Annotated in this window: 20 protein-coding genes; 2 read left to right on the top strand and 18 right to left on the bottom strand. The window is 63.4% G+C overall.

All coding sequences use genetic code 11. The annotated features are described in order from the left end of the window. Nucleotides 1–12 precede the first annotated feature (12 nt). Nucleotides 13–1,896, bottom strand: a complete 1,884-nt coding sequence (locus AC1Z32_RS15255) for an ABCB family ABC transporter ATP-binding protein/permease (RefSeq protein ID WP_483479433.1) — start codon at nt 1,894–1,896, stop codon at nt 13–15. A gap of 237 nt (nt 1,897–2,133) precedes the next feature. On the opposite strand from AC1Z32_RS15255, the gene AC1Z32_RS15250 reads away from it, so the two are divergent. After that, the gene (locus AC1Z32_RS15250; protein WP_483479432.1) at nt 2,134–2,529 is read left to right on the top strand and encodes an acyl-CoA thioesterase; all 396 of its coding nucleotides are present in this window, start codon (nt 2,134–2,136) and stop codon (nt 2,527–2,529) included. A 10-nt stretch (nt 2,530–2,539) separates the two neighbouring features. On the opposite strand, the gene AC1Z32_RS15245 is transcribed toward AC1Z32_RS15250, so the two are convergent. Further along, nucleotides 2,540–5,653, bottom strand: a complete 3,114-nt coding sequence (locus AC1Z32_RS15245) for a sensor domain-containing protein (RefSeq protein WP_483479431.1) — start codon at nt 5,651–5,653, stop codon at nt 2,540–2,542. 181 nt (nt 5,654–5,834) lie between these two features. Continuing rightward, entirely contained in the window at nt 5,835–6,314 is a 480-nt protein-coding gene (locus tag AC1Z32_RS15240) for a nitrate reductase associated protein (RefSeq protein WP_062606324.1), read from the bottom strand. 189 nt (nt 6,315–6,503) lie between these two features. On the opposite strand from AC1Z32_RS15240, the gene fdhD reads away from it, so the two are divergent. Further along, nucleotides 6,504–7,331: a formate dehydrogenase accessory sulfurtransferase FdhD gene (gene fdhD / locus AC1Z32_RS15235; RefSeq protein WP_483479430.1), complete on the top strand. Its 828-nt coding sequence runs from the start codon at nt 6,504–6,506 to the stop codon at nt 7,329–7,331. A gap of 12 nt (nt 7,332–7,343) precedes the next feature. On the opposite strand, the gene AC1Z32_RS15230 is transcribed toward fdhD, so the two are convergent. The 15 genes from AC1Z32_RS15230 to ubiE all read right to left on the bottom strand — a co-directional run bounded on the left by AC1Z32_RS15230 (nt 7,344) and on the right by ubiE (nt 25,255). Further along, complete coding sequence (locus AC1Z32_RS15230) at nt 7,344–8,108, bottom strand: enoyl-CoA hydratase (protein ID WP_483479429.1); 765 nt, start codon at nt 8,106–8,108, stop codon at nt 7,344–7,346. Between the two features lie 56 nt (nt 8,109–8,164). Continuing rightward, a complete protein-coding gene (locus tag AC1Z32_RS15225) occupies nt 8,165–9,364 on the bottom strand; it encodes an acetyl-CoA C-acyltransferase (protein WP_483479428.1) in 1,200 nt (399 codons plus the stop codon). A gap of 11 nt (nt 9,365–9,375) precedes the next feature. After that, nucleotides 9,376–11,802 carry a 3-hydroxyacyl-CoA dehydrogenase/enoyl-CoA hydratase family protein gene (locus AC1Z32_RS15220; protein ID WP_483479427.1) on the bottom strand — a complete coding sequence of 809 codons (2,427 nt, stop codon included), beginning with the start codon at nt 11,800–11,802 and terminating at the stop codon, nt 9,376–9,378. A 714-nt stretch (nt 11,803–12,516) separates the two neighbouring features. Continuing rightward, on the bottom strand, nt 12,517–14,304 hold the full coding sequence (locus AC1Z32_RS15215) for an acyl-CoA dehydrogenase C-terminal domain-containing protein (RefSeq protein ID WP_483479426.1): 1,788 nt from the start codon (nt 14,302–14,304) through the stop codon (nt 12,517–12,519). A gap of 69 nt (nt 14,305–14,373) precedes the next feature. Beyond that, complete coding sequence (locus tag AC1Z32_RS15210) at nt 14,374–15,051, bottom strand: TetR/AcrR family transcriptional regulator (RefSeq protein ID WP_483479425.1); 678 nt, start codon at nt 15,049–15,051, stop codon at nt 14,374–14,376. A gap of 272 nt (nt 15,052–15,323) precedes the next feature. Continuing rightward, on the bottom strand, nt 15,324–16,610 hold the full coding sequence (locus AC1Z32_RS15205; protein ID WP_483481639.1) for a phospholipase D-like domain-containing protein: 1,287 nt from the start codon (nt 16,608–16,610) through the stop codon (nt 15,324–15,326). Beyond that, a complete protein-coding gene (gene nudB, locus AC1Z32_RS15200) occupies nt 16,610–17,086 on the bottom strand; it encodes a dihydroneopterin triphosphate diphosphatase (protein WP_483479424.1) in 477 nt (158 codons plus the stop codon). The genes AC1Z32_RS15205 and nudB overlap by 1 nt, the downstream gene beginning before the upstream one ends. A gap of 108 nt (nt 17,087–17,194) precedes the next feature. Beyond that, nucleotides 17,195–18,997 (bottom strand): aspartate--tRNA ligase, encoded by a 1,803-nt coding sequence (aspS, locus tag AC1Z32_RS15195; protein ID WP_483479423.1) that lies wholly within the window; start codon nt 18,995–18,997, stop codon nt 17,195–17,197. An 89-nt stretch (nt 18,998–19,086) separates the two neighbouring features. Continuing rightward, nucleotides 19,087–19,749: a DUF502 domain-containing protein gene (locus tag AC1Z32_RS15190; RefSeq protein WP_483479422.1), complete on the bottom strand. Its 663-nt coding sequence runs from the start codon at nt 19,747–19,749 to the stop codon at nt 19,087–19,089. A gap of 136 nt (nt 19,750–19,885) precedes the next feature. After that, nucleotides 19,886–20,239 carry an FmdB family zinc ribbon protein gene (locus AC1Z32_RS15185; RefSeq protein WP_483479421.1) on the bottom strand — a complete coding sequence of 118 codons (354 nt, stop codon included), beginning with the start codon at nt 20,237–20,239 and terminating at the stop codon, nt 19,886–19,888. Nucleotides 20,240–20,388: 149 nt separating this feature from the next. After that, complete coding sequence (locus AC1Z32_RS15180; protein WP_483479420.1) at nt 20,389–21,006, bottom strand: class I SAM-dependent methyltransferase; 618 nt, start codon at nt 21,004–21,006, stop codon at nt 20,389–20,391. Nucleotides 21,007–21,016: 10 nt separating this feature from the next. Further along, a complete protein-coding gene (gene ubiB / locus AC1Z32_RS15175; RefSeq protein ID WP_483479419.1) occupies nt 21,017–22,591 on the bottom strand; it encodes a ubiquinone biosynthesis regulatory protein kinase UbiB in 1,575 nt (524 codons plus the stop codon). 22 nt (nt 22,592–22,613) lie between these two features. Beyond that, entirely contained in the window at nt 22,614–23,318 is a 705-nt protein-coding gene (locus tag AC1Z32_RS15170; protein ID WP_483479418.1) for a ubiquinone biosynthesis accessory factor UbiJ, read from the bottom strand. Nucleotides 23,319–23,475: 157 nt separating this feature from the next. Next, nucleotides 23,476–24,498 (bottom strand): Tim44 domain-containing protein, encoded by a 1,023-nt coding sequence (locus AC1Z32_RS15165; RefSeq protein ID WP_483479417.1) that lies wholly within the window; start codon nt 24,496–24,498, stop codon nt 23,476–23,478. A gap of 25 nt (nt 24,499–24,523) precedes the next feature. Further along, entirely contained in the window at nt 24,524–25,255 is a 732-nt protein-coding gene (ubiE, locus tag AC1Z32_RS15160) for a bifunctional demethylmenaquinone methyltransferase/2-methoxy-6-polyprenyl-1,4-benzoquinol methylase UbiE (RefSeq protein WP_483479416.1), read from the bottom strand. Nucleotides 25,256–25,299 lie beyond the last annotated feature (44 nt).

The raw sequence follows: 25,299 nt of genomic DNA, 5'->3' as shown, positions 1-25,299 counted from the left end.
TCCCGCGCCGCCCTATTCGCCGATCGTCGATGTATCGCGCTGATTCTCCGCCGCTTCTTCCGCCCGCTGCTGCTGCAACGCCCACATCTGCGCGAACAGCCCACCCGCGCGCAGCAATTCTGCGTGCGTGCCGCGCTCCACGATGCGTCCGTGATCCATCACGATGATCTGCTGCGCATGCACGACCGTCGACAGCCGATGCGCGATGATGAGCGTCGTCCGCTCCCGCGCGATCGAATCGAGCTCGCGCTGAATCGCGCGTTCCGACTTCGAATCGAGCGCGGACGTGGCTTCATCGAAAATAAGGATCGGCGGGTTCTTGAGCAACGTCCGCGCGATCGCGACGCGCTGCTTCTCGCCGCCCGACAGCTTCAGCCCGCGCTCGCCGACGGCCGTGTCATATCCCGCCGGCAATGCCTCGATGAACTCGTGGATATGCGCCGCACGCGCCGCCGCGATCACTTCCTCGCGGCTCGCCGAAGGCCGCCCATATGCGATGTTGTAGTAGATCGAATCGTTGAAGAGCACGGTGTCCTGCGGCACGATGCCGATCGCCGCGCGCAATGAATCCTGCGTCACGTCGCGGATGTCCTGCCCGTCGATGCTGATGCCTCCGCCCTGCGTGCGGTCGAGGTCATAGAAGCGGAACAGCAGCCGCCCGAGCGTCGACTTGCCCGAGCCGCTGTGGCCGACCACTGCTGTCGTCGTGCCCGCGGGAATCGCGAAATCGACGCCATGCAGAATCTGCCGCGCCTTCTCGTACGCAAAGCTCACGTTCTCGAAACGCACTTCCCCGCCGCGCACGGCGAGCGGCTGCGCGTTCGGCGCATCGGGCACCTCGCGGCCCGCGGCGAGCAGCGTGAACATGCGGTCCATGTCGGTCAGCGCCTGCTTCAGCTCGCGATACACCACGCCAAGGAAGTTCAGCGGAATATAAAGCTGCAGCATGAACGTGTTGATGAGCACGAGATCGCCGAGCGTGAGGCGCCCCGCCATCACGCCTTGCGTCGCGCGCCACAGAATGAACACGAGCCCGACGCCGATGATCGTCTGCTGCCCGAAGTTCAGCATCGACAGCGAGCGCTGCGACTTGATCGCCGCCGCGCGATAGCGCTGCAGATTTTCATCGTAACGACGCGTTTCCCACTCTTCGTTGCCGAAGTACTTCACGGTCTCGTAGTTGAGCAGCGAATCGATGGCGCGCGAGTTCGCCTTCGAATCGAGATCGTTCATGGTGCGGCGGAAATGCGTGCGCCACTCGGTCACCTTCACCGTGAACACGATATACGTGAGAAGCGCGATGCCCGTGACGATCGCGTAATACGCCTCGTATTTCGCCACGAAGAACGCGAGCACGAGCCCGACCTCGACGAGCGTCGGCAGAATGCTGTAGAGCGAATAGGAAACGAGCTGCTGGATGCCGCGCGTGCCGCGTTCGATGTCCCGCGACATGCCGCCCGTCTGCCGCTCCAGATGAAACCGCAGCGACAGCGAATGCAGATGGCGGAACACCTTGAGCGCGAGTTGCCGCACGGCGCTTTCGGTGACCTTCGCGAAGAGCAGCTCGCGCAATTCGGTGAAGAGCGACGTGGACAGGCGAGCGGCCGCATACGCGACGACCAGTAGCCCGATGCCGCCGATCAGCACGATGCCCGGCGAGTCGCTCGCGCGTCCAAGCGCGGTGAGATGCTGCACCGACGCGAGACCATCGACGATGCGCTTCATCACGATCGGCACGCCCAGGTTCGCGACCTTCGCGCCGATCAGGCAAGTCAGCGCGAACGCGACGCGCCATTTGTACGTGGTGAGGTAAGGCAGCAGCGAGCGGATCGTCTGCCAGTCGTTGCGCGGGCCCAGAGGCGCGGGCCCGGGCTCGCTGTTGGAATAGCGGCGCATGAGTCGTATTGTGCAAGCGCGCCGCGCTCGGGCGCGGCGCCGGGGACGCTTTTATCGTCGAAGCGGGAGCACGTCTCGCGCATGCTTTCCCGTACAATTTACTGCACGCCCCCGGCGGAATCGAGGTCGCGGCCTCGCGCGGAAGGGCTCATTCATAAATATGCATTGTCGCAGAAGGTTCAAGGGGCCGCTCGCGCCGGCCAGCCTTCAGCCGCCTTGCAAACCGGAACAGCTTCCATGACCGACCATCCCAGCCTTCCCGAAAAGCATGTCGCGCTGCGCGTCGTGCCGCAGCCCGCCGACGCCAACGTCCACGGCGACGTCTTCGGCGGATGGATCATGGCGCAGGTCGATATCGCCGGCTCCATTCCGGCGAGCCGCCGCGCCAATGGCCGCGTCGCGACCGTCGCGGTGAATTCGTTCCTGTTCAAGCATCCGGTGTTCGTCGGCGATCTGCTGAGCTTCTACGCCGATATCGTCAAGACGGGCAATACCTCGGTCACGGTGTCGGTCGAGGTATGGGCGCAGCGCATGAACCTCGCGGAAGAGGTCGTCAAGGTGACGGAAGCGACGCTCACCTATGTCGCGACCGACCGCGATCGCCGTCCGCGCGTGCTGCCGTCGATCGACTGAAAAAGCGGTATCAGTGGGGCAGCACGCCCTGCTGCAGGAGGCCCGGAATCGCATCGTGCGGCATCGGGCGCGAGAACAGATAGCCCTGCATCTCGTCGCAATCGCGCTCGCGCAGGAAGTCGTGCTGCGCGTGCGTTTCCACGCCCTCCGCGATCACCTGCAATTCCAGCGAATGCGCGAGCGCGATGATCGCCGAAGTAATGGTTTCATCGTCGCCCGACGAGCCGATATCCGCAACGAACGAGCGATCGATCTTCAGCCGATGCACCGGAAAGCGCTTGAGATACGACAAGCTCGAATAGCCGGTGCCGAAGTCATCGATCGCAATGCCGATGCCCAGCGCCGATAGCTCCGAGAGCATCATCACAGCTTCCTCGGCGTTGCGCATGATCGCGCTCTCGGTGAGTTCGAGTTCGAGATAGCGCGGCTCCAGCCCGGTTTCTTCGAGCACGGACGTCACGAGCCGCGCGATATCGCGCTGCTGGAAATGCCGCGCCGACAGATTCACCGACACGCGCGCCGGCGGCAGCCCCGCATCCTGCCACGCCTTGTTCTGCCGGCACGCTTCGCGCAACACCCACTCCGACAGCGGCCCGATCAGCCCGCTCTCTTCCGCGACCGGGATGAACGACGCCGGCGACACGAGCCCTTGTTCCGGATCGTGCCAGCGCACGAGCGCCTCGATGCCGACGATCGCGCGCGTCGTCATATCGACTTGCGGCTGATAGTGCAGCAGGAATTCGCCGTCGCGCAGCGCGCGCCGCAAGCGGCGTTCGAGATTCATGCGCGCGCCGACGCTCGCGTTCATCTCCGGCTGATAGAACTGATACGTGTTGCGGCCCATGTCCTTCGCGCGGTACATCGCGAGATCGGCCTTCTTCATGACGGTTTCGGCGTCGTCGCCGTCCTGCGGATAGAGGCTCGCGCCCATGCTGCAGCCGACGTACAACTCCGTATCGTCGAGCCACACCGGCTCCGAGATCGCCGCGCGCGTGCGTTCCATCCACGTGATCAGGCCGGCTTCGTCGGTGAGATCGGGCAGCACGATCACGAACTCGTCGCCGCCATGACGCGCGACCGTATCGCTCGAACGCGCCGAACGCGCGAGCCGTTCCGCGATCACCGCGAGCAGCCGGTCGCCGACGCTATGGCCCAGACTATCGTTGACGTTCTTGAAGCCGTCGAGATCCATGAACACCACGGCGATCTTCGTCTCGCGCCGCCGCGCCTGCTCGATCGCATGTTGGAGCCGGTCGCGCAGCAGATTGCGGTTCGGCAGGCGCGTGAGCGTGTCGTAGTTGGCCTGATATTCGAGCTCTTCCTGATAGCGCATCAGATCGGTCACGTCGTTGATGATGCCGATGTGATGCGTCGTCATGCCCTGCGCATTCGGCACCGGCGCGACGAAAAGCTGGTTCAGGAAGAGCGCGCCGTCCTTGCGATAGTTGCGCACCACGACGCTCGCTTCCATGTTCGCGGCGAGCGCGCGGCGGATCGCGACGAGTCCTTCCTGGTCGCCGTCGGGGCCGTGCAGGAAGCGGCAGTCCTGGCCGATCACCTCGCTCGGGTCGTAGCCCGTGATGCGCTTGAACGCCGGATTCGCATACTCGATGACGTTCGCGCCGTCGACCACGCCCGTGATCAGAATCGCGTTCACGCTCGCATCGAGCGCGCGGCTTTGCAGACGCAACGCGAGTTCGGCGCGCTTGCGATCGGTGACGTCGTGATACGAACCGAGCACGCCGATTGTCTGCCCTTCGCCGTCGAGCAGCGGCAGCTTGCTCGTGACCACGGTGCGCAGTTGCTCGCCCATCACGATATCGCGCTCGTAATGCATCTTCGGCACCGTCGTGACGATGACTTCCGCGTCGTCCGCGCGCACGATATCCGCGACTGTGCTCCACGGCAGGTCGTAATCCGTCTTGCCGATGACCTGCTCGTTGTACGCAAGCCCTGCGTCATGCGCGAACGCGTTGTTGCAGCCGAGATAACGAAGCTCGCGGTCTTTCCAGAACACGCGCTGCGGAATGTTGTCGATGACCGCTTCGAGCATCTCGTTCGACCGCCGCGCCTCGGCTTCCGCGTTGATGCGGTCGGTCACGTCGTTCGCCAGCATGAAGATGCCCGGCCGGTTCGAATACGCGAGCGTGTGATGCGAAACATCCGCGCTGACGATCGATCCGTCCTTGCATCGATAGCGCCACACGCCCGCCGAGCCCTGACCCGACGTCGACCGATCGCCCGCTTCGCCGCCGCTGCGCGCGAGCCGCGCGGCGAAGCTATCGAAGTCGTCGGCGTGATGCAGGTCGCGCAGCGTCATGGTCATGAACTCCGGCTCGTCGAAGCCGAAGTGCTCGATCGCGGCCTGATTCACGGCGACGAAGCGCATCGTCTCGCGATCGACGATCCACATCGGCACGGGATGCGCCTCGAACATGCCGCGAAAGCGCTCGTTGCTGCGCTGTCTCGCGCGCACGACGCCGAGCTTCTCGCGGGACTGGCGCTCGTGGCTCGCGAACAGGTAGATCAGCACGCCGCTGCCGGCGAGCATCGTGAAGACGAGCAGCAGCATTGCCCCGCTCGAGGCCTGCGCGGATTGATCGAGCGCGGCGATGGTCGCGGAGTCGATGCGCGAGCGCACGAAGGCGAGTTCCTCGTCGACGGCTTGCTGATCTTCGCCGAGCGTGACAAACGCCGCATCGGCCCAGGCGCGGGATTCTCCGGGGTCGGCGTTCTTCGCGCGCTCGAACGCGAAATTGGCGTCGCGGCGCATCACGGCGGCGCGCGCGGCCAGCGCATCGAAAGCGCCCGTCATGCCGGGCTCGGTCGTGATCTGCGCTCGCAGGCCGCTTTCGAGCGCATCGAGATGCGCCTCGCGTTCCTGATGGCGCGCGTCGGTTTCGGCGATGCCGGTGGCTTCGAAGCGGCTCAGTTGCGTGAGCGATTCGCCGAGCGTGCCGCGCCAGGCCGCGAGATCGCGCATGAGGCTCATCGAGCGCAGCGTGCGCGCGTCGCTTTCGCGCAGTCCGCCGATCCGCTCGCAGGCGACGAACGCATTCGCGCCGAGCGCGGCCAGGACCACGGCAATGTTGACGAGCAAACCTCGGGAGAGGAATCGAGTCATGAGCAGCGGGCTTATCCCTTTGATGCGAGTTAAACACGCATCGAAAACAGTGCGCGGCGTGGAACGGCTCCACGCCCGCTTAATGGATAACGCCCAATAACGGCAGCGACGGCCCGTAGTTTAGGGCCGTGCTTTAAATAATCCGACTAAAGCGCCTGCTTAACGTTTGCGGGCTTCGCCGTCACTCCGCGAGCCCGAATTCTTTCATCGCGGGCAGGAAGTCGTGATTGACCTTGTCGGTGTTGCGCGAAAGTTTCGCGAGCGCATAGCGCTGGAAGCGGTCGAGCTGTCCCCAGCGATCGAGGCTCGGCGCGCTTACGCCGGAGAGGCTGCTCTGCCGGATCACGGTTTCGGGCACGGCATCGGCGTGCATCCACACGGGATCGGGGTCGCGCTCGATCTTCTCGGGCGCGGCGTTCGCGTGCGTCTTCATCATCTCTTCGAGCGCGAGATCGAAGTTCTTTTCGAGCTCGGCCTCTTCTTCGATCGGGAAGCGCGCGAGCAGTGCGCGGTCTTCGTAGGGCAACTGCTGCCACTGATCGAGCGAGATGCGCATGCCGAAGCGGTCCAGATTGAAGCGCACGGCAAGCGGAATGAAGCGAAGATTGTCAGAGGATTCGACTTCGAATCCGAAGAGACGAGCGGCGTCGTAAAGTCCCATGGCGAAGCCTCGTTGGATTGAGCGGGGTGCGCGACGCGCATCGCCCGCTTAAGTTATTGTAGGGCCTTGGATCTGGCTGGAACCATTGCAATCTAGCCGCTGTGCGCATCGCGGTGCGTGCGAACAGCAACGATAGGCAGCAAGTCACATACCCGACTTTACTCGAAGTGCGCGGTCAGGAGCAGTGAAGTGAATCAACCCGAAACCGACGACCAACCCGGCTTCGTCGAGCGCCAGGTGCGCAGGCATCGCAGAAACGACAGCGCGGTCGCGGCGGATAACGTCAGCCAGGAATGGCCCGTCGCGCTCGTGTTCAACGGTATCTCGCACGCGGTGATGATGTGCACGCCGCGTGATCTCGAAGCGTTCGCCGTGGGCTTCTCGCTCACCGAGGGCATCGTCGAACGCGGCAGCGACATCCACGATATCGAGGTTTATTTTCGCGACGACGGCGTCGTATTGCCGCATGCCGAAGTGCATCTGCAAGTCGTGCAGCAGGCGTTCGTATCGCTGAAAGACAAGCGCCGCGCACTCGCCGGGCGCACAGGTTGCGGCGTGTGCGGCATCGAAAGCATCGAGCTGCTCGATCTCCAGGCCGAGCAGGTGCCCGACACCGGCTTTCTCGCGCGGCTCGCGCCCGATGCGATCGAGCGCGCCGCGCGCGAGCTGCCCGCGCATCAGCAATTGACGAAGCTGACCGGCGGCCTGCACGCCGCCGCCTGGTGCGATGAAACCGGCGCGATACGTCATGCCTTCGAAGACGTCGGGCGGCATAACGCGCTCGACAAGCTCATCGGCCAGTTGATCCTGAAGCGCGAGGACACGACGCAAGGCTTCGTGTTCCTGTCGAGCCGCGCGAGCTACGAGCTCGTGCGCAAGTCGGCGCGCGTCGGCGTGCCGATGGTCGCGACGATATCCGCGCCGACCTCGCTCGCCATCGCGATCGCGAAGCAGGCGGGCTTGCGGCTCGTCAGCTTCGCGCGCGAAAACAGCTTCGTCGAATACGACGTGGAATGAAGCCGAAGCGGCTTATTCGAACTTGCTGAAGTCCGGCTTGCGCTTCTCGAAGAACGCCTGAAACGCCTCGCGCGCTTCGGGCGCGACCAGCATCCGCGCGAAGTGCGCGGCTTCGTCCTCCATGCGCGCGGTCATTTCATGCGCCTGCGCGCCCTTCATCAGCGACTTCGTCACGCGCAGCGACGACGCCGGCAGCAGCGCCAGCCGTTTCGCCTTGTCGAACGCGTAGGCGTCGAGTTCACCCGCCTCGATGGCGCCGTTCACGAAGCCCATGCCGATCGCTTCGTTCACGTCGAACGCTTCGCCCAGCAAGAGCTTTTCCGCCGCGCGCTGATAGCCCGCCGTGCGCGGTAGCAGCAGACTCGATGCCGCTTCCGGGCATAGACCCAGCTGCGAAAACGGCAGCGAAAACTTCGCGTTCGGGCTGGCGTAGACGATGTCGCAATGCAGGAGCATCGTCGTGCCGATGCCCACCGCCGTGCCCGCCACCGCCGCGACGATCGGCTTCGGAAAGCCGGAGAGGCGCCGCAAAAACTGGAACACGGGCGCGTCGAGGCCCTTGGGCGGATCGTTCAGGAAGTCGTCGAGATCGTTGCCCGCGCTGAACGTGCTGCCGTTGCCGCGAATCAGCACCGCGCGCACGGTCGGGTCCATCTCGGCTTCGTAGAGGCCATCGGCCATTTCCTGATACATCGACGCGGTGATCGCGTTCTTCTTCTCCGGACGATTGAGCACGATGCTCAGCACGCCGTCCGCACGTTCGATCTGAATTTCCATGCGCTGTCTCCTTGTTTCCCGGTCCACGCGCCCGCCGGCGCGTGGACCGGTATGCGTCACAGCCGCTCGATGATGCCCGCCGCGCCCATGCCAGTGCCGACGCACATCGTCACCATGCCGTACTTCAGGTTGCGCCGGCGCAGGCCGTGCACGACCGTCGATGCGCGGATCGCGCCCGTCGCGCCGAGCGGATGGCCGAGCGCGATCGCGCCGCCGAGCGGATTGACCTTCGAAGCATCGAGACCGAGGTCGCCTATCACCGCGAGCGCCTGCGCCGCGAAAGCTTCGTTGAGTTCGATCCAGTCGATGTCGTCCTGCCTGAGGCCCGCTGCCTTCAGCGCGGCCGGAATCGCTTCCTTCGGCCCGATGCCCATGATCTCGGGCGGCACGCCGCGCACCGCGAAGCTCACGAAGCGCGCGAGCGGCGTCAGGTTGAATTGCTTCAGCATCTTTTCCGAGACGACGATCAGCGCGCCCGCGCCGTCCGACGTCTGCGAGCTGTTGCCGGCCGTGACCGAGCCCTTGTTCGCGAACACGGGACGCAGTTTTCCCAGACCTTCGACGGACGTATCGGCACGCGGGCCTTCGTCCAGCGCGATCTCGCGCGCGTTCACGCGCACTTCGCCGGATGCGAGATCGGGGAAGCGCTCGTTGAGCGTGTAGGCAGCGATTTCATCGGCGAACTCGCCTGCCTGCTGCGCCGCCAGCGCCTTGCGATGTGACTCCACCGCGAACGCGTCCTGCGCCTCGCGGCTCACCTTCCAGCGTTCCGCGACCTTCTCCGCCGTCAGACCCATGCCATACGCGATGCCGACGTCTTCGTTGCGATCGAAGATATGCGGCGACAGCGACGGCTTGTTGCCCATCATCGGCACCATGCTCATCGATTCGCAGCCGCCCGCGATCATCGCATCGGCTTCACCGACGCGGATGCGGTCCGCCGCCATCGCAAGCGCCGTGAGGCCCGACGCGCAGAAGCGGTTCACTGTCACGCCGCCGACCGTGTTCGGCAAGCCCGACAGCAGCGCGCCCATGCGCGCGACGTTCAGCCCTTGCTCGGCTTCGGGAATCGCGCAGCCGACGATCGCGTCCTCGATCACGCTCGTGTCGAGCCCCGGCACCTGCGCGACGGCCGACTTGATAGCGTGGACGAGCAGTTCGTCCGGGCGCGTGTTTCTGAACACGCCGCGCGGTGCCTTGCCGATCGGCGTGCGGCTCGCGGCGACGATGTATGCGTCCTGCAATTGCTTTGTCATTTGAAGCTCCCTCAGTTGCGCACCGGTTTGCCCGTTTGCAGCATGCCCATGATCCGTTCCTGCGTTTTCTGCGTGCCGAGCAGTTCGACGAACGCGCGGCGCTCGAGCGCCAGCAACCATTCCTCGTCGACGAGACTGCCCGCTTCGACATCGCCGCCGCACACCGCTTCCGCGATGCGGCTCGCGATCAGGAAATCGTGATCGCTGATGAAGCGCCCGTCGCGCATGTTCACGAGCGACGCCTTGATCGTCGAGATCGCCGAGCGCCCCGCGACCGGCATCTGCTTCACGCGCAACGGCGGCCGATAACCCGATGCGCTCAACGCGCGCACTTCCTGCTTCGCGATGTCGAGCAGTTCGTGTACGTTGAAGACGATCGTGTCTGAAGGCTTCAGATAGCCCATCGCGCGGGCATCGAACGCGGACGACGAGACCTTCGCCATCGCCGCGTTTTCGAAGGGCTTTTGCAGGAACTTGAGCAGATCGCTGGTCGCGTTCACCGCACCTGCCGCTTCCGCCGCGCGCAACGCCGCTTCCTTCAGACCGCCGCCCGCCGGCACGAGCCCGACGCCCACTTCGACGAGACCGATATAACTCTCGACATGCGCGACGCGCTTTGCCGAATGCAACAGCAGTTCGCAGCCGCCGCCGAGTGCAATGCCCGACACCGCCGACACCACCGGCACGTTCGCGTACTTCACGCGCATCATGCCCTGCTGGAATTTCTTCACGAACGGCTCTATACCTTTCGCGCCGCCCATCATGAACGCGGGCATTGCTTCTTCGAGGTTCGCGCCCGCCGAGAACGGGCCGCCCGGCGCGCCGAGCTGCAGCGAAGTGGGCTGCCAGATCACGACACCGCGATATTCTTTCTCGGCGAGTTCGATGGCTTGCGTGAGGCCGTCGATCACGCCCGGGCCGATGGTGTTCATCTTCGTCTTGAACGAGACGATCACGACATCGCTCTGCTCGGCGTCGAGCCAGGCGCGCACGTTCTCGGTTTCGAAGAGCGTCTTGCCGTAGGTTTTCGGATCGGCGCCCGTCTCACCGACGAGCGGCGCGCGGAACACCTGCTTCTCGTACACCGGAAGTGTCGAACGCGGCTCGAAGCGCTTCGACTTCGGCGACCACGAGCCTTCGTTCGTGTGCACGCCTTTCTCGGCGACGGGACCGTCGAACACCCACGCGGGCAGCGGCGCGTTCGAGAGCGCCTTGCCTGCATCGATATCTTCCTGCACCCACGTCGCGACCTGCTGCCAGCCCGCGGCCTGCCAGCTTTCGAACGGCCCCTGATTCCAGCCGAAGCCCCAGCGGATGGCGAGATCGACATCGCGCGCGTTGTCCGCGATCGATTCGAGATGCACCGCGATGTAGTGGAACACGTCGCGGAAAATGGCCCAGAGGAACTGCGCCTGCTTGTTGTCCGTTTCGCGCAAGAGCTTGAAGCGCTCGGCGGGCGGGCGCTTCAGAATGCGGCCGATGAGCTCGTCGGCCTTCGCGCCGCCATCGACGTACTGCGCGGTCTTCGCATCGAGGACCTTGATCGCACGGCCTTCCTTGCGATAAAAACCGGCGCCTGTCTTCTGGCCCAGCGCGCCGCTCTTCACCAGCGCTTCGAGCACCGGCGGCGTCTTGTAGACGGAGAAAAACGGATCGTCGGACAGGTTGTCCTGCATCGTCTTGATGACGTGGGCCATCGTGTCGAGACCGACGACATCTGCCGTGCGGAAGGTCGCGGACTTCGCGCGGCCGAGGCGCGAGCCGGTGAGATCGTCGACTTCGTCGAAGCGCAGGCCGAATTTCTCCGCTTCCGCGATCACCGCGAGAATCGAGAATATGCCCACGCGGTTCGCGATGAAGTTCGGCGTGTCCTTCGCGCGCACGACGCCCTTGCCGATCACGCTCGTCAGGAAGGTCTCGAGTTGATCGAGAATTTCGGGCTTCGTCGCTGCGGTCGGAATCAGCTCCACCAGATGCATGTAGCGCGGCGGATTGAAGAAGTGCACGCCGCAGAAGCGCGATTTGAGTTCATCGGAAAAGCCGTTCGACAGTACCGTGATCGACAGACCCGATGTGTTGCTCGCGAAGATCGCATGCGGCGCGATATGCGGCGACACCTTCTTGTAGAGATCGTGCTTCCAGTCCATGCGCTCGGCGATGGCCTCGATCACGAGATCGCAATCTTTCAGTTGCTCGATGTCGTCTTCGTAGTTCGCGGGCTCGATGTATTGCGCGTCGTCCTTGACGCCGAACGGTGCGGGCGACAGCTTCTTCAGATTCTCGATGGCCTTCAGCGCAATGCCGTTCTTCGGGCCTTCCTTCGCGGGAAGGTCGAAGAGCAGGACGGGCACGCGGGCGTTGATCAGGTGCGCGGCGATCTGCGCGCCCATCACGCCTGCGCCGAGCACGGCGACTTTGCGGATTTTCAGGGTGCTCACGGGTTAAGCCTCCGTTTGTTGCTGTGGTTCGGGTTTGGTTTGTTTGCTTGGGCTTCTATGGAATCCTGTGTTCGCGTCGGTCTGTTTGCTCTGCCCCTATGCGGGGCGGCAGTCACTTTCTTTGCTGCTGCAAAGAAAGTAACCAAAGAAACAGCTATCCCCATCCAAAGTACTTCATGCCGGCCCCGGCACAGAAGAAGTCTCGTGGTCCGGCAATAGCGAGTGCCCTCACAAGCCTAACCGGGCTTGGATCGCGCACGGTCTGCCACATCGCGCCGCTCAACTGACTGGTAAGGCGCGAAATAGCTCCGGCCCGCTTCGCGGCCGACCGGTTGATCCGGTCTGCGTGTGCTTCCTTGCCGACGCCGCCACCTCACTGCATCTGCGGTTCGTTGGTTTCCTTTGCATACCCAACGGCAGCGCGTAGCGCTGTGCCGGAGCTATTTGGTGCTGAACCAGCGCCCTTAAATTGCTAGCTAGTCAGACCGTGCGCGATCCAAGCCCGGTGAGTTTTGTGAGGGCACTCGCTATTGCCGGACCACGTGCGAAGTTCTGTGCCGGGGCCGGCTTGAAGCACTTTGGATGGGACAAGCTGTTTCTTTGGTTACTTTCTTTGCAGCAGCAAAGAAAGTGACTGCCGCCCCGCATAGGGGCGACGCTAATAGACCGGCACGAAACCGGGATCCGGCGAAAGCGAAGCCCCAAAAGCAATCCTTAGAACAACGCTTCGTCGAAATCCATCATTGGCTTGGCACCGGCGCGAGCGGCCCGAATAGTCGAAGCGGTCTCCGGCAGAAGCTTGGCGAAATAGAAGCGGGCGGTGCCGAGCTTGGCCTTGTAGAAGGCATCGCCCGAAGCGGCGTTATCCAGGGCAACCCGCGCCATCCGCGCCCAGAAATAAGAAAACACGAGATGCCCGACAGTCCGCAAATAAGGCACGGCCGCAGCGCCGACCTCATCGGGATTCTGCATGGCCTTCATGCCAATCTCCATCGTGAGCTTCTGCACCTTCTCGCCGATATCCGCGAGCGGGTTGATGAACTCCTGCATCTCCGGCTTCACGCCCTCTTCCTCGACGAAATCCGTCACGAGCTTGCCGAAGCGCTTCAGCTTTGCGCCCATGTCGCCGATGATCTTGCGGCCCAGCAGATCGAGCGCCTGAATGGAGTTCGTGCCCTCGTAGATCATGTTGATGCGCGCATCGCGGACGTACTGCTCCATGCCCCATTCGGAGATGAAGCCGTGGCCGCCGTAGATCTGCATCCCCATGTTGGTGCCTTCGAACGCGTTGTCCGTCAGGAAGGCCTTGATAACCGGCGTGAGCAGCGCGACGAAATCGGCGGCCTCGGCGCGCACGGCTTCATCCGCGTGCGACAACTCCTTGTCGATATTCAAAGCGGCCCAGTACGTGAACGCGCGGCCCGCTTCGGCATACGCCTTCTGCGTGAGCAGCATGCGGCGCACGTCCGGATGCACGATGATCGGATCGGCGGGCTTCTCCGGCGCTTTCGGACCGGTAAGCGAGCGCATCTGCAAACGCTCTTTCGCATACACGAGCGAGTTCTGATACGCGGCTTCCGTGAGGCCGAGACCCTGCATGCCAACGCCCAGACGCGCCGCGTTCATCATCACGAACATGGCGTTCAAGCCCTTGTTCGCTTCACCGACGAGCCAGCCCTTCGCGCCATCGAGATTCATCACGCAGGTCGCATTGCCGTGGATGCCCATCTTGTGCTCGATCGAACCGCACTTGATGTCGTTGCGCGCGCCGATTGCGCCGCTTGCGCCGGGCACGAACTTCGGCACGATGAAGAGCGAAATGCCTTTCGTTCCGATCGGCGCGCCCGGCAGACGCGCGAGCACCAGGTGGATGATGTTCTCCGCCATGTCGTGCTCGCCGCTCGAAATGAAGATCTTCGTGCCGGTCAGCGCGTAGGAGCCGTCGGGGTTCGGTTCGGCCTTCGTGCGCAAAATGCCGAGGTCCGTTCCGCAATGCGGTTCCGTGAGGCACATCGTGCCGGTCCACTCGCCCGAGACGAGCTTCGGCAGATACGTGGATTTCTGCTCCGGCGTGCCGTGCGCGTGCAGGCATTCGTAGGCGCCGTGTGACAGGCCCGGATACATCGTCCAGGCCTGATTCGCCGAGTTGAGCATTTCGTAGACGGCGTTGTTCACGAACGCGGGCAAACCCTGCCCGCCGTACTCGGGATCGCAGCCGAGCGCGGGCCAGCCCGCATCGATGTACTGGCGGTAAGCCTCCTTGAAACCGGCCGGCGTCTTCACGACACCGTCGCCCTCGTAAGTGCAGCCTTCGCGGTCGCCGCTCTGGTTGAGCGGGAACACGACTTCGGAGCAGAACTTGCCGGCTTCCTCGAGCACCTGATTGATGGTGTCGGCGTCGAGGTCGGCATGCTTCGGCATGCTCTTCAATTCAGCTTCAACCTTCAGCACTTCGTGCAGCACGAACTGCATGTCGCGAAGGGGGGCGGCGTACTGTCCCATGAGTCTCTCCAGTTTCTTCAAACGTCTGGTTGCGCGCCGCCGAACCACCTTGCGATTCGAACGGCGCCGCTAACGGCTGTCGGTATGTTGCGAAGTCAGATTCGCGGTCGCGCTCGGAGCCGGTTGAGGGGCGCTCCCGTTGGCGGCGCCCGCATTCGACGTCTGATACGACACGATCGTCTTCTCCAGCGCGTCCCGCGTCAGTTGCACCGCTTCCGGCAGATGCAGGAAGCGCGCGTCGTGATGCAGGCCGAGCGTGAAGCTGTACAGCTCGAAAAGCATCAGATGCGGGTCCGTCTCCGCCTTCAGATGCCCTTCGTCCTTCGACTGGCGGATCGCGCGCAACAGCGCCTCGCGCCACATGCTCACGCTGTGCACCAACTGCTCGCGCACCGCGCTCGCGGCACGGTCGTCATACTCGACCGCTCCGCTGATATAGATACAACCCGTGGTCACTTCCTGGATGCGCTTCTCCATCCAGCGATTCATCATCGCGCGCAATCGCGGCAAGCCGCGTGCTTCGCGCAGGCTCGGAAAGAACACTTCATCTTCGAAGCGCCGGTGGTACTCGCGCACCACTTCCACCTGCAAGTCCTCGCGCGATCCGAAATGCGCAAACACACCGCTTTTGCTCATCTGCATCCGCTCGGCCAGCAGGCCGATCGTCAGCCCTTCCAGCCCGTCCCGACTTGCCAACTCCAGCGCTGCGTCGAGAATCGCGGCCCGCGTCTGTTCGCCTTTTCGCATGATGTCCCTACCGTTCTTATGTGACCCGTAAAATCGAACGGCCGTTCTATTATTGTGGCCGAACGCTGGTGATACAAGCAATTTTTTAGAAACGCGTTTCTAAAACGCAAGGACCTTGTCTATAGGATAAATCTCAACAATGTCCGCGCCCATTGTCGCGTTTTATATACGGACTGCCTGTAAGTGACTGCCCGAGTTCCCAGTTGGTGGGAGGTTTTATTCGTGCTTGCTCACTGTCTAATATTTTTACTCATTAGTTGCCGAATGGCATGTTAATCGTACTGACCGATTGTGATCATTTTCATCATCAGACGATATGTGTTGTATGCGAGCCAATTAAGCGCCCGCTCCGTAATTGGCCGCGACGCATAATGTTTTTCGTCGATTGGGCGGCCTTCGTCGAACGCCTGAAGCAGAGCGTCGTGCAACCCGGCAATTTCGGGATGATTCACGAGCACCATGTTGGCCTCGTTATTGAGCACGAGCGAGAGCGCGTCCAGATTCGATGAGCCGATCGTCGCCCAGTCCGCATCCACGACCGCCACCTTGCCGTGGAGCATCGTCTTCTCGTACTCCGAGATCCTCACGCCATGCTTGAGCAGATTGCCGTAGAGGAACGGCGTCGCGTAATCCAGCGCGACGAACTCCTTGCGACCGATGACGAGCGACACGCGCACCCCGCGCTCCGCCGCGTTGACGAGCGCGCGCCGCAGCTTGCGCCCCGGCATGAAGTAGGGATTCGCGAGCAGCACTTCACGCTCGGCGTGAGCAATTGCGCGCAGATACGCCTTTTCGATCGCGCGGCGATTGAGCAGGTTGTCGCGCGCGACGAACGCGACGCACGGCCGATCCACCGCGTGAATCTCACCAAGCCGCGCGCGCCTGCGGGCGAGCATCGCGCGGCGGGCGTTCCATCGGCCGGGGAGCCTGTCGCTCTCTTGCGGTTCGCAGCCCGGCTGCGACGGCTGACGCGGCTTCACGCCGAGGCGGATGCGCTGCCATTGCAGGTCGAACGCTTCGCGCACGTCCTTCACGACGGGCCCTTGTGCCTCCATCGCGAAATCCCAGCGCGGCCGCTCGAGGCGCGTGCCGTTCTGATCGTAGTCGTCGACGATATTGATACCGCCGCAAAACGCGTACGTCTCGTCGATCATCGCAAGCTTGCGATGCGTGCGCGACCAGCCTTGCGGTCCGAACAAAAGATGCGGGTTGTAGATGCGATGCTCGACGCCGCGTTCCTGCCAGAGCTTGAACATCGGCAGATTGCTTTGCGTGCCGATGCCATCCGTGATCACGCGCACCTCGACGCCGCGCTCGGCGGCGCGAACGAGCGCGTCGGAGACCGCGCGGCCGATGTCGTCGTTGGCGAAGATGTAGGTTTCGAGCGACACCGACTTGTGCGCATTGTCGATCCGCTCGATCAACGCCGGGAAGAACTGCACGCCGCTCTTGAAGAGCCGAACCTCATTGCCGGATGTGAAGCAAAGGCGCGGCGGGCGACGGCCGGAGAACAGCGCCTGCCGCAGCCGCTTGAAACTGCGCCGCGGGCGCATACCGATCATCGGTTATGCGCCGCGAGGCGCTCGGGCAATTGCAGGATCGCTTCCCGGTTCGACCACGAGAAGCATCGGTCGGCGGCTTCGCGAAACGGCAGCCACAGATGCGCGGTGTGCTCGCGCGGCGCGAGCGTGACTTCGAGGCAATGCGGCACGAGCAGGCTGAACTGATGCTCCGTGTTGCGCATGACGCCTTCCGCATAGCGATGCCGCCACTGCGGATAGATCTCGTATTGAATGCTGTGATGCCAGTCGAGCAGCGCGTTCGGCGGCACGAGCGCGCTGCCGATCACGATGCCCGTCTCTTCCTGCACTTCGCGCGCGGCGGTTTCGCAGAGCGGCTCGTCGATGTGATCCTTCGAGCCCGTCACCGACTGCCAGAAGCCCTTGTGGTCCGCGCGTTCGATGATGAGCACATCGAGCTCCGGCGTGTGAATGACGACCAGGACTGATTCGGGAATCTTCGGCGGCTTGAGCATGACGTTGTGAACGCACGTTTCATTGTCTGTCTTCTGGAAAAAGACTGTAACGCAAAAAACGAAAAAGGCGCACTCGGCGCCTTTTTCGTTACAACGACAACTGGAATCTCAATGCGTCTTCTGTTCCGGCTGACGCAAGCGGATGTGCAACTCGCGCAACTGGCGCTCGTCCACTTCGCTCGGCGCCTGCGTGAGCAGGTCTTGCGCGCGCTGCGTCTTCGGGAACGCGATCGTGTCGCGAATCGAATCCGCGCCGGACATCAGCGTAACGATGCGGTCCAGACCGAATGCGATGCCACCGTGCGGCGGCGCGCCGTACTGGAGCGCGTCGAGCAGGAAGCCGAACTTCAGGCGAGCTTCTTCCGCGCCGATCTTCAGCGCGCGGAACACCTTGCTCTGCACGTCTTCCTGGAAGATACGCACCGAACCGCCGCCGATTTCCCAGCCGTTCAGCACCATGTCATACGCCTTGGCGAGGCATCGGCCCGGATCGGTTTCGAGGTATTCGAGGTGCTCGTCCTTCGGGCTCGTGAACGGGTGATGCGCGGCCACGTAGCGGTTTTCTTCCTCGTCGTACTCGAACATCGGGAAGTCGGTGACCCACAGCGGCTTCCAGCCGGTTTCGAGCAGGCCGTTCGCCTTGCCGAATTCCGAATGGCCGATCTTCAGGCGCAGCGCGCCGAGGCTGTCGTTCACGACCTTCGCGCGATCCGCCGCGAAGAAGATGATGTCGCCGTCTTCCGCCGCCGTGCGCTCGAGGATCGCCGCGATCGCCGCGTCATGCAGATTCTTCACGATCGGGCTTTGCAGGCCGTCGCGGCCCTTGGTCTTGTCGTTGATCTTGATCCACGCGAGACCCTTCGCGCCGTAGATGCGCACGAATTCCGTGTAGCCGTCGATATCGCCGCGCGACAACTCGCCGCCCTTCGGCACGCGCAGCGCCGCAACGCGGCCATCCTTCGAGTTCGCCGGCATGCTGAACACCTTGAAGTCGACGTCCTTCACCGCGTCGGTGAGATCCGCGAATTCGAGCTTCACGCGCAGGTCGGGCTTGTCCGAACCGAAGCGGCGCATCGCTTCCGAGTACAGCATGACCGGGAATTTCCCGGGCAGCGCGACGTCCATCGTCTCCTTGAAGACGTGGCGGATCATCTCTTCGAACAGATCGCGGATTTCCTGCTCGTTCAGGAACGAGGTTTCGCAGTCGATCTGCGTGAATTCCGGCTGACGGTCGGCGCGCAGGTCTTCGTCGCGGAAGCACTTCGTGATCTGGTAGTAACGGTCGAAGTTCGCGACCATCAACAGCTGCTTGAAGAGCTGCGGCGATTGCGGCAGCGCGAAGAACTGGCCCGCGTTCACGCGCGACGGCACGAGGTAATCGCGCGCCCCTTCGGGCGTGCTCTTCGTCAGCATCGGCGTTTCGATGTCGATGAAGCCTTGCGCGTCGAGATACTTGCGCACTTCCATCGCGACGCGATAGCGCAGGCGCAGATTCTTCTGCATCTGCGGGCGGCGCAGGTCGAGCACGCGGTGCGTGAGGCGCGTGGTTTCGGAGAGGTTGTCGTCGTCGAGCTGGAACGGCGGCGTGACGGACGCGTTCAGCACGGTCAGCTCGTGGCACAGCACTTCGATCTTGCCGCTCGTGAGGTTCGCGTTGACCGTGCCTTCGGGACGGTTGCGCACGACGCCTTTGACCTGCACGCAGAACTCGTTGCGAACGCCTTCGGCCACCTTGAACATCTCGGCGCGGTCCGGGTCGCAGACGACCTGAACCAGGCCTTCACGATCGCGCAGGTCAATGAAGATAACGCCACCGTGATCGCGGCGGCGATGCACCCAGCCGCACAGCGAGACGGTTTGGCCCAGTCGGGCCTCGGTCACCAGACCGCAGTATTCAGATCGCATCGACATGATGTTGTGTCTTTCGTTGTTCGTTGATCAACGGCTCGCGCTCCGGGTCATGCTCTTCTCTCGGCTGACTCTCGCGGCGCGCGCCGGCATTACATCGGCGGCTCGGTGGGGCGGCGGGCTGGCGCGACCGGTGCCGGCGCGCTCGGCGCTGGGGCCACCACGCCCATCGAGACGATGTACTTCAGTGCGGCGTCGACGGTCATATCCAGTTCGACGACTTCGCTTTTCGGCATCATCAGGAAGAAGCCGGACGTCGGGTTCGGCGTCGTCGGCACGTAGACGCTCACGTGGTCTTCGTCCAGGTGATTCAGCACGTCGCCGCCCGGAATGCCCGTCAGAAAGCCGATGGTGTACGAGCCCTTGCGCGGATATTCGATCAGAAGCGCCTTGCGGAACGCGTTGCCACTCGACGAGAGCAGCGTGTCCGACACCTGCTTCACGCTCGTGTAGAGCGGACCGACCACCGGAATATGGCGCAGGATCGCGTCCCACCATCCGACGAGCTTCTGGCCGACGAAGTTCTGCGTCAGCAAGCCGACGATGAAGATGAACGCGAGCGTCAGCACCGCGCCCACGCCCGGCAGGTGAAAGCCCACGACGCGCTCGGGCTGCCACGACTGCGGCAGCAGGAGCAACGTCTGGTCCATGGTTCCGATCACGAGCCCCAGCACCCACAGGGTGATGGCGAGCGGCACCAGCACGAGCAGGCCGGTGAGGAACACGGTTTTCAGCGTAGTCTTTTTCGTCGTCATTTACACGGGGCGAAGGCTGCGCCGGCTCCCATAAACGTTGGAGATTCGGCTTGGCAGGCGGGCCGCGCCCGGTTGAGCGCGGTCGGCGAGATCATCTGCGGGGCGCGCCGGGCGCCCGGCTGTGCCGTCTTGCGCTTCAGGCGGCGCTCGACGAAGCGGAGGAATCCGCAGCGGGCTTGGCAGTATCGGACGACGACACCGTTGCGGCGCTCGCGCCATCGCTGGAATTCGAGCTGCCCGAACTGCCGGATGCGTCATCCGCTTTCGCCGCTGGCGCGCTCGGCGCGCCGCTGTTCGAACCGGTATTGCCGCCACGGAAATCGGTGACATACCAGCCGGAGCCTTTCAACTGGAAGCCGGCGGCGGTCACTTGCTTCGAAAAAGCGTCCTTTCCGCAGGCAGGACATTGCGTGAGCGGCGCATCGCTCAGTTTCTGAAGCACGTCTTTTTCGTGGCCGCAGTCTGCGCAGCGGTACGCGTAAATCGGCATGGCACTCTTCCTACAATTATCTGTCGACGCTTGCAAAGCCTTGAATTATAGCCGCAAACGAATATTGACCCGTGATTTTCGGGATCGCCGGCACAAGATTAACCGGGCAATATTTCAGGGCGCCGTCGACAGATTTCAAGCCTGCCGGCTCACACGCGCCGCCAGGTCATCCAGCGTTCGCGGCCGGCGAAGACGGGAATCGAGTCGGCCACCTCGCGGTCTTCGATCAATTCGAAGCGCGCGGACAACAGCGCGTCCAGCTCGCCGCGCTCGATGCCGAACGGCGGCCCTTTCGGCGTCGATCCGATGAAAAAGAAGCCTGCCAGCACCGCGCCCGGTTCGAGCAGCGCGGCCATCCGGTCGGCGTAGTCCTGCCAGCGGTCCTTAGGCAGCGCGCAGAGAAAGGCGCGCTCGTACACCCATCCGGGCGAAAAAGGCGGCTCGTAAGCGAAAAAATCTGCCTCTTCGACGAGCCCCGCATGCGCGCCCAGTTGCGCGCGCGCAGCCTCGACGGCGCCCGGCGCGAAATCGATCGCCCGCACCGGCCAGCCGCGTTCCGCGAGATAGAGCGCCTCGTACGCGCTGCCGCAGCCGGGAATCAGAACGTTCTGCGCTTGCCGCGACGCGACGAAGCGCTTGAACATCTCCGGCACGCCCGCCTGATCCCACGGCGTGTAATGCTGGCCGAAGCGCTCGTCCCAGAAACCGGGCGAATTCGGGTCGCGATTTTCGAAATTGGGAACGTCTGGATTCGTCGGATCGCTCATGTCGTCGCCTTCAGGGATGGCCGAGCCACAGTTTCGCGATCACCACGCCCGCGCCCGCCGTCACGATCAGACCGGCGACGAGCAGCGTCACCAGCAGGCGGTTCGTGCGCTTCTGCTCGGCGAGAAGCATCCGCATGATTTCATCGCTGCCGCTCTTCGGGGCGTCGTGGTGCTCCGCCAGAATATGGTGAATCAGCCGCGGCAATTGCGGAATGGTCTTGCTCCACTGCGGCGCTTCCATCTGCAGGCGTTCGTACCAGCCGCGCCAGCCGATCTGCTCGTTCATCCAGCGCTCGAGATACGGCTTGGCCGTCTTCCACAGATCGAGCTCGGGATCGAGCGAGCGTCCGAGGCCTTCCACGTTGAGCATCGTCTTTTGCAGCAGCACGAGCTGCGGCTGGATCTCGACGTTGAAACGGCGCGACGTCGAAAAGAGGCGCATCAGCACCTGACCGAGCGAAATGTCCTTCAGCGCGCGATCGAAATACGGCTCGCAGACGGCGCGAATGGAGCTTTCCAGCTCCTCGACGCGCGTGCTCGGCGGCACCCAGCCGGATTCGAGGTGCAGCGTGGCGACGCGATGATAGTCGCGCTTGAAGAATGCCAGGAAGTTCTGCGCGAGGTAGTTCTTGTCGAAGTCCGACAGCGCCCCGACGATGCCGAAATCCAGCGCGATATAACGCCCGAAGGTAGCCGGATCGAGGCTCACCTGAATATTGCCGGGATGCATGTCGGCGTGGAAGAAGCCGTCGCGGAACACCTGCGTGAAGAAAATCTCGACGCCTTCGCGCGCCAGCTTCGGAATATCGACGCCCGCCGCGCGCAGGGTATCGACCTGGCTGATCGGCACACCGACCATGCGCTCCATGACGAGCACCGTCGGCGCGGACAGATCCCAGTACATCTCCGGCACGAGCAGCAGATCGAGCCCCTGGAAGTTGCGGCGCAACTGGCTGCCGTTGGCGGCCTCGCGCATCAGGTCGAGCTCGTCGTGCAGATATTTATCGAATTCGGCCACCACTTCGCGCGGCTTCAGGCGCCGGCCGTCCGCCCACAGGCGCTCGGCCCATGTCGCGATGTCGCGCAGGAGCGCGAGATCGGAGTCGATCACGGGCAACATGCCCGGGCGCAACACCTTCACCGCGACGGCCTTGCCCGCGTGCTCGCCGTTCCTGATCTTGGCGAAGTGCACCTGCGCGATCGACGCGCTCGCCACCGGCACGCGCTCGAAATCGTCGAACAATTGGTCGATCGGCGCGCCGAGCGACTTCTCGATGATCGACACCGCCACCGCCGAATCGAACGGCGGCACGCGGTCCTGAAGCTTCGCGAGCTCGTCGGCGATATCGACGGGCAACAGGTCGCGCCGCGTCGACAGCACCTGGCCGAACTTCACGAAGATGGGTCCGAGGCTTTCCAGCGCGAGCCGCAGCCGGATGCCCCGCTCGATGTTGAACCGGCGGCCAAAGGTCGTGATGCGCATGAGATAGCGCACACGACGATCGTCGATGCCGCTCATAACGAGTTCATCGAGCCCGAAGCGGACGATCGTGAAAAAAATCTTGAGGAAACGCAGAAAACGCATGGTTCAGTTTCGCTTCAGCTCGTTATTCGCGCGAGTCGCGCACGGACTCGCCGCCGGTTCGCGTTGAAGCGCCGCTAGCCGGGTGTCGTTGATCGCTTTGGCGTTCGATTCTTTCAATGCGCTTCTCGACGCGCGCGAGCGCATCGCGCGTCTTCGAAAGCTCGGCGTTGAACGCGTCGAGCGCGCTCTTGCGGACGAGCTGCGGGCGTTCGTCGAGGAAATATTCGGTGAAGGTGTCCAGCAGATTCCGTCCGGTGCGCTGCGCCTGTTCATGCACCGCCCGCGCGATGAGCCCGGCGCGATGCGCCGGCGCATCGCCGATCACGCGTGCGAGATCCTCTTCCGGATCCCAGCGCAGATGCTCCGCGAGCTTGGCGAGCGTCGTCGCGAATTCCGCGTCGCCTTCGATGCGCACGTGCTTCATCACCGCCGCCTGGCCGCCTTGCAGAAATGCCGGCAATGCATCGAGCGGCACGGCGATCGTTACGTCGAACGCGCCGGCCTCCGCCTCGGTGGTTGCCGCGAAGAGACCGTCCGGTTGCACCACCAGTGCGATCGAAACCGGCGTGCACGACAGCTTCACGCGCTTGCCGGCGTAGGGCTTCACGCGCTCGCGAGCCCAGGGCTCACGCACGAGCAGATGATTCACGGCGGCCGCGAACCCACTGGACGCGGTCTTCAAGGCGGGATTTGCTGCGGGACGGGCGGATTCGTCTGCGTTCGTCATCGAGTGTGAGATAAAAAAACCCGCGCGAGCGGTAGCTCACGCGGGTTCTATTCTACGGGTTAAATCCGTGCGAGACGTTCGCGCGGCTTTCCGGTACTGCGCCGCGCTTCTCTCGCACGCGAAGGCGCCAAGGCGTCGCGCCCCGGCACCGTCACGCTCAACTGACCTGCTGAATTCCTGCCAGCAGCCAGCCTTCGTTGCCCGCCTTCTGCTTCGACAGATTCCACACCTCGACGAACGGCTCCGCCGCCGCGCCTTCCGACTCGCGGATGAGGCCGTGGAAACGCACGCTCGCCAGATATTCGGTCGGGCGGTCCTCGACGCCGAGGACATCGGCGTTGAGCTGCACCACGTCCGTGCGATTCGGCGCGCTGCCGCGCGCGTCGACATCGAGCTTCACTTCGGCGAACATCTCGGGCGTCGTGAATTCGCGGATGTCGTTGACGTTGCCGCGGTCCCACGCGTCCTGCAGACGCACGAAGTAGACCTTCGCGTTACGCACGAACGCTTCGGTATCGAAGCCCGCCGGCACGTTCGCCTGCACGGCCTGTTGCGTCGCCGGAGACTCGATGTAGTTCGCGCCGAAGCCGGTCGGCTGCTGCGGCACTTGCGGCGGGTCCTGGTTCAGGCTCGTGCGCGCGCTCGCGCCGTACGGCGAGCCCGAAGCCGAGCCCGCGCCGGCGTACGCGGGCGTGTTGTTGCCCTGACGCTTGCGCATGATGAAGCGGAACAGCATGACGGCCGCCAGCACGATCAACGCGATCATGATCATGTTGGCCATCGCGCCGGCGAACGCTTCACCCAGCCCGAAGTGCGACAGCAGCGCCGCGATGCCCAGACCCGCCGCCAAACCGGCGATCGGCCCGAGCCAGCGGTTGCGCGCGGGTTGCGCCGCGGGCGGCGTGGCCGGCGCGGGCTGCGCGCGGTTCGCCTGAGCGGCCTGCCCCGGCTGCTGGCCCTGCTGCATCGATTGCGATTGCGACGGCGGCGTGGCCTGATGCTGCTGCGTCGCCGTGGCCGACTGACGGCCCATGCTGCGGCCGCCGCCCATGCGCTTGGCTTCCGCCGTTTCCGCGAAGATCGCGCCAGCCGCAATAACGCCAGCCAGCGCCAAGATTCCGGCCTTCCTGAAGAAGAGGTTCAGGAAACCCCGGGATTGGGGTGTGCGCGAATCGAACATATCGAATCCTTAAGAGAGTGGAACACTAAAATTTGGTCCCGACGTGTAACGCTACCACGCCACCTGACAAATTGTAATATTCGACTCGATCCAGGCCCGCTTGTTCCATCATTGTTTTCAGTGTTTCCTGGTCCGGGTGCATGCGGATGGACTCGGCCAGGTACCGGTAGCTCTCCGCATCTTTGGCCACTTTTTCGCCAAGCCACGGCAAAATCTTGAAACTGTAGATATCGTACGGCTTCTTCAGCGGTTCCCACACTTTCGAGAATTCCAGCACGAGCAAGCGACCGCCCGGCTTGATCACGCGCTGCATTTCGGCCAGCGCACGGTCTTTATGCGTCATATTACGCAAACCGAAAGCCACCGTAACCACATTGAAATAATTGTCCGGGAACGGGATCTTCTCTGCATCGCAAAGCAGCGTGGGTGTCAGCACGCCCTTGTCGATCAGCCTGTCGCGGCCGACGCGCAGCATCGATTCGTTGATGTCCGTGTGCCAGACCTCGCCCGTCTCGCCTGCCTGCTTGGCGAACGCCATCGCGAGATCGCCCGTGCCGCCCGCGATGTCCAGCACCTTGTAGCCCGCCCGCACCTTGGCCTGCCCGATCGTGAAATGCTTCCAGATCCGATGCAGTCCGCCGGACATCAGGTCGTTCATCAAGTCGTAGTTGCTTGCGACGGAGTGGAACACGCCCGCCACCTTCTTCGCCTTGTCCTGCTCTTCGACCGTTTCGTATCCGAAGTGGGTCTTGCTCATCGCGCTCTTTCCTCGCCTGTTGTTCGTTCTATGTCCGCGCAATT

This window comes from Caballeronia sp. 11_S32 (assembly GCF_056930355.1).
This window is presented reverse-complemented; position numbering and strand designations above follow the sequence as displayed.

What these genes read in the sequence shown, in the direction of transcription:
- AC1Z32_RS15255 (WP_483479433.1), bottom strand. Translation starts at nt 1,896, where the DNA reads ATGCGCCGCTATTCCAACAGCGAGCCCGGGCCCGCGCCTCTGGGCCCG.
- AC1Z32_RS15250 (WP_483479432.1), top strand. Translation starts at nt 2,134, where the DNA reads ATGACCGACCATCCCAGCCTTCCCGAAAAGCATGTCGCGCTGCGCGTC.
- AC1Z32_RS15245 (WP_483479431.1), bottom strand. Translation starts at nt 5,653, where the DNA reads ATGACTCGATTCCTCTCCCGAGGTTTGCTCGTCAACATTGCCGTGGTC.
- AC1Z32_RS15240 (WP_062606324.1), bottom strand. Translation starts at nt 6,314, where the DNA reads ATGGGACTTTACGACGCCGCTCGTCTCTTCGGATTCGAAGTCGAATCC.
- AC1Z32_RS15230 (WP_483479429.1), bottom strand. Translation starts at nt 8,108, where the DNA reads ATGGAAATTCAGATCGAACGTGCGGACGGCGTGCTGAGCATCGTGCTC.
- AC1Z32_RS15225 (WP_483479428.1), bottom strand. Translation starts at nt 9,364, where the DNA reads ATGACAAAGCAATTGCAGGACGCATACATCGTCGCCGCGAGCCGCACG.
- AC1Z32_RS15215 (WP_483479426.1), bottom strand. Translation starts at nt 14,304, where the DNA reads ATGGGACAGTACGCCGCCCCCCTTCGCGACATGCAGTTCGTGCTGCAC.
- AC1Z32_RS15210 (WP_483479425.1), bottom strand. Translation starts at nt 15,051, where the DNA reads ATGCGAAAAGGCGAACAGACGCGGGCCGCGATTCTCGACGCAGCGCTG.
- nudB (WP_483479424.1), bottom strand. Translation starts at nt 17,086, where the DNA reads ATGCTCAAGCCGCCGAAGATTCCCGAATCAGTCCTGGTCGTCATTCAC.
- aspS (WP_483479423.1), bottom strand. Translation starts at nt 18,997, where the DNA reads ATGTCGATGCGATCTGAATACTGCGGTCTGGTGACCGAGGCCCGACTG.
- AC1Z32_RS15190 (WP_483479422.1), bottom strand. Translation starts at nt 19,749, where the DNA reads ATGACGACGAAAAAGACTACGCTGAAAACCGTGTTCCTCACCGGCCTG.
- AC1Z32_RS15185 (WP_483479421.1), bottom strand. Translation starts at nt 20,239, where the DNA reads ATGCCGATTTACGCGTACCGCTGCGCAGACTGCGGCCACGAAAAAGAC.
- AC1Z32_RS15180 (WP_483479420.1), bottom strand. Translation starts at nt 21,006, where the DNA reads ATGAGCGATCCGACGAATCCAGACGTTCCCAATTTCGAAAATCGCGAC.
- ubiB (WP_483479419.1), bottom strand. Translation starts at nt 22,591, where the DNA reads ATGCGTTTTCTGCGTTTCCTCAAGATTTTTTTCACGATCGTCCGCTTC.
- AC1Z32_RS15170 (WP_483479418.1), bottom strand. Translation starts at nt 23,318, where the DNA reads ATGACGAACGCAGACGAATCCGCCCGTCCCGCAGCAAATCCCGCCTTG.
- AC1Z32_RS15165 (WP_483479417.1), bottom strand. Translation starts at nt 24,498, where the DNA reads ATGTTCGATTCGCGCACACCCCAATCCCGGGGTTTCCTGAACCTCTTC.
- ubiE (WP_483479416.1), bottom strand. Translation starts at nt 25,255, where the DNA reads ATGAGCAAGACCCACTTCGGATACGAAACGGTCGAAGAGCAGGACAAG.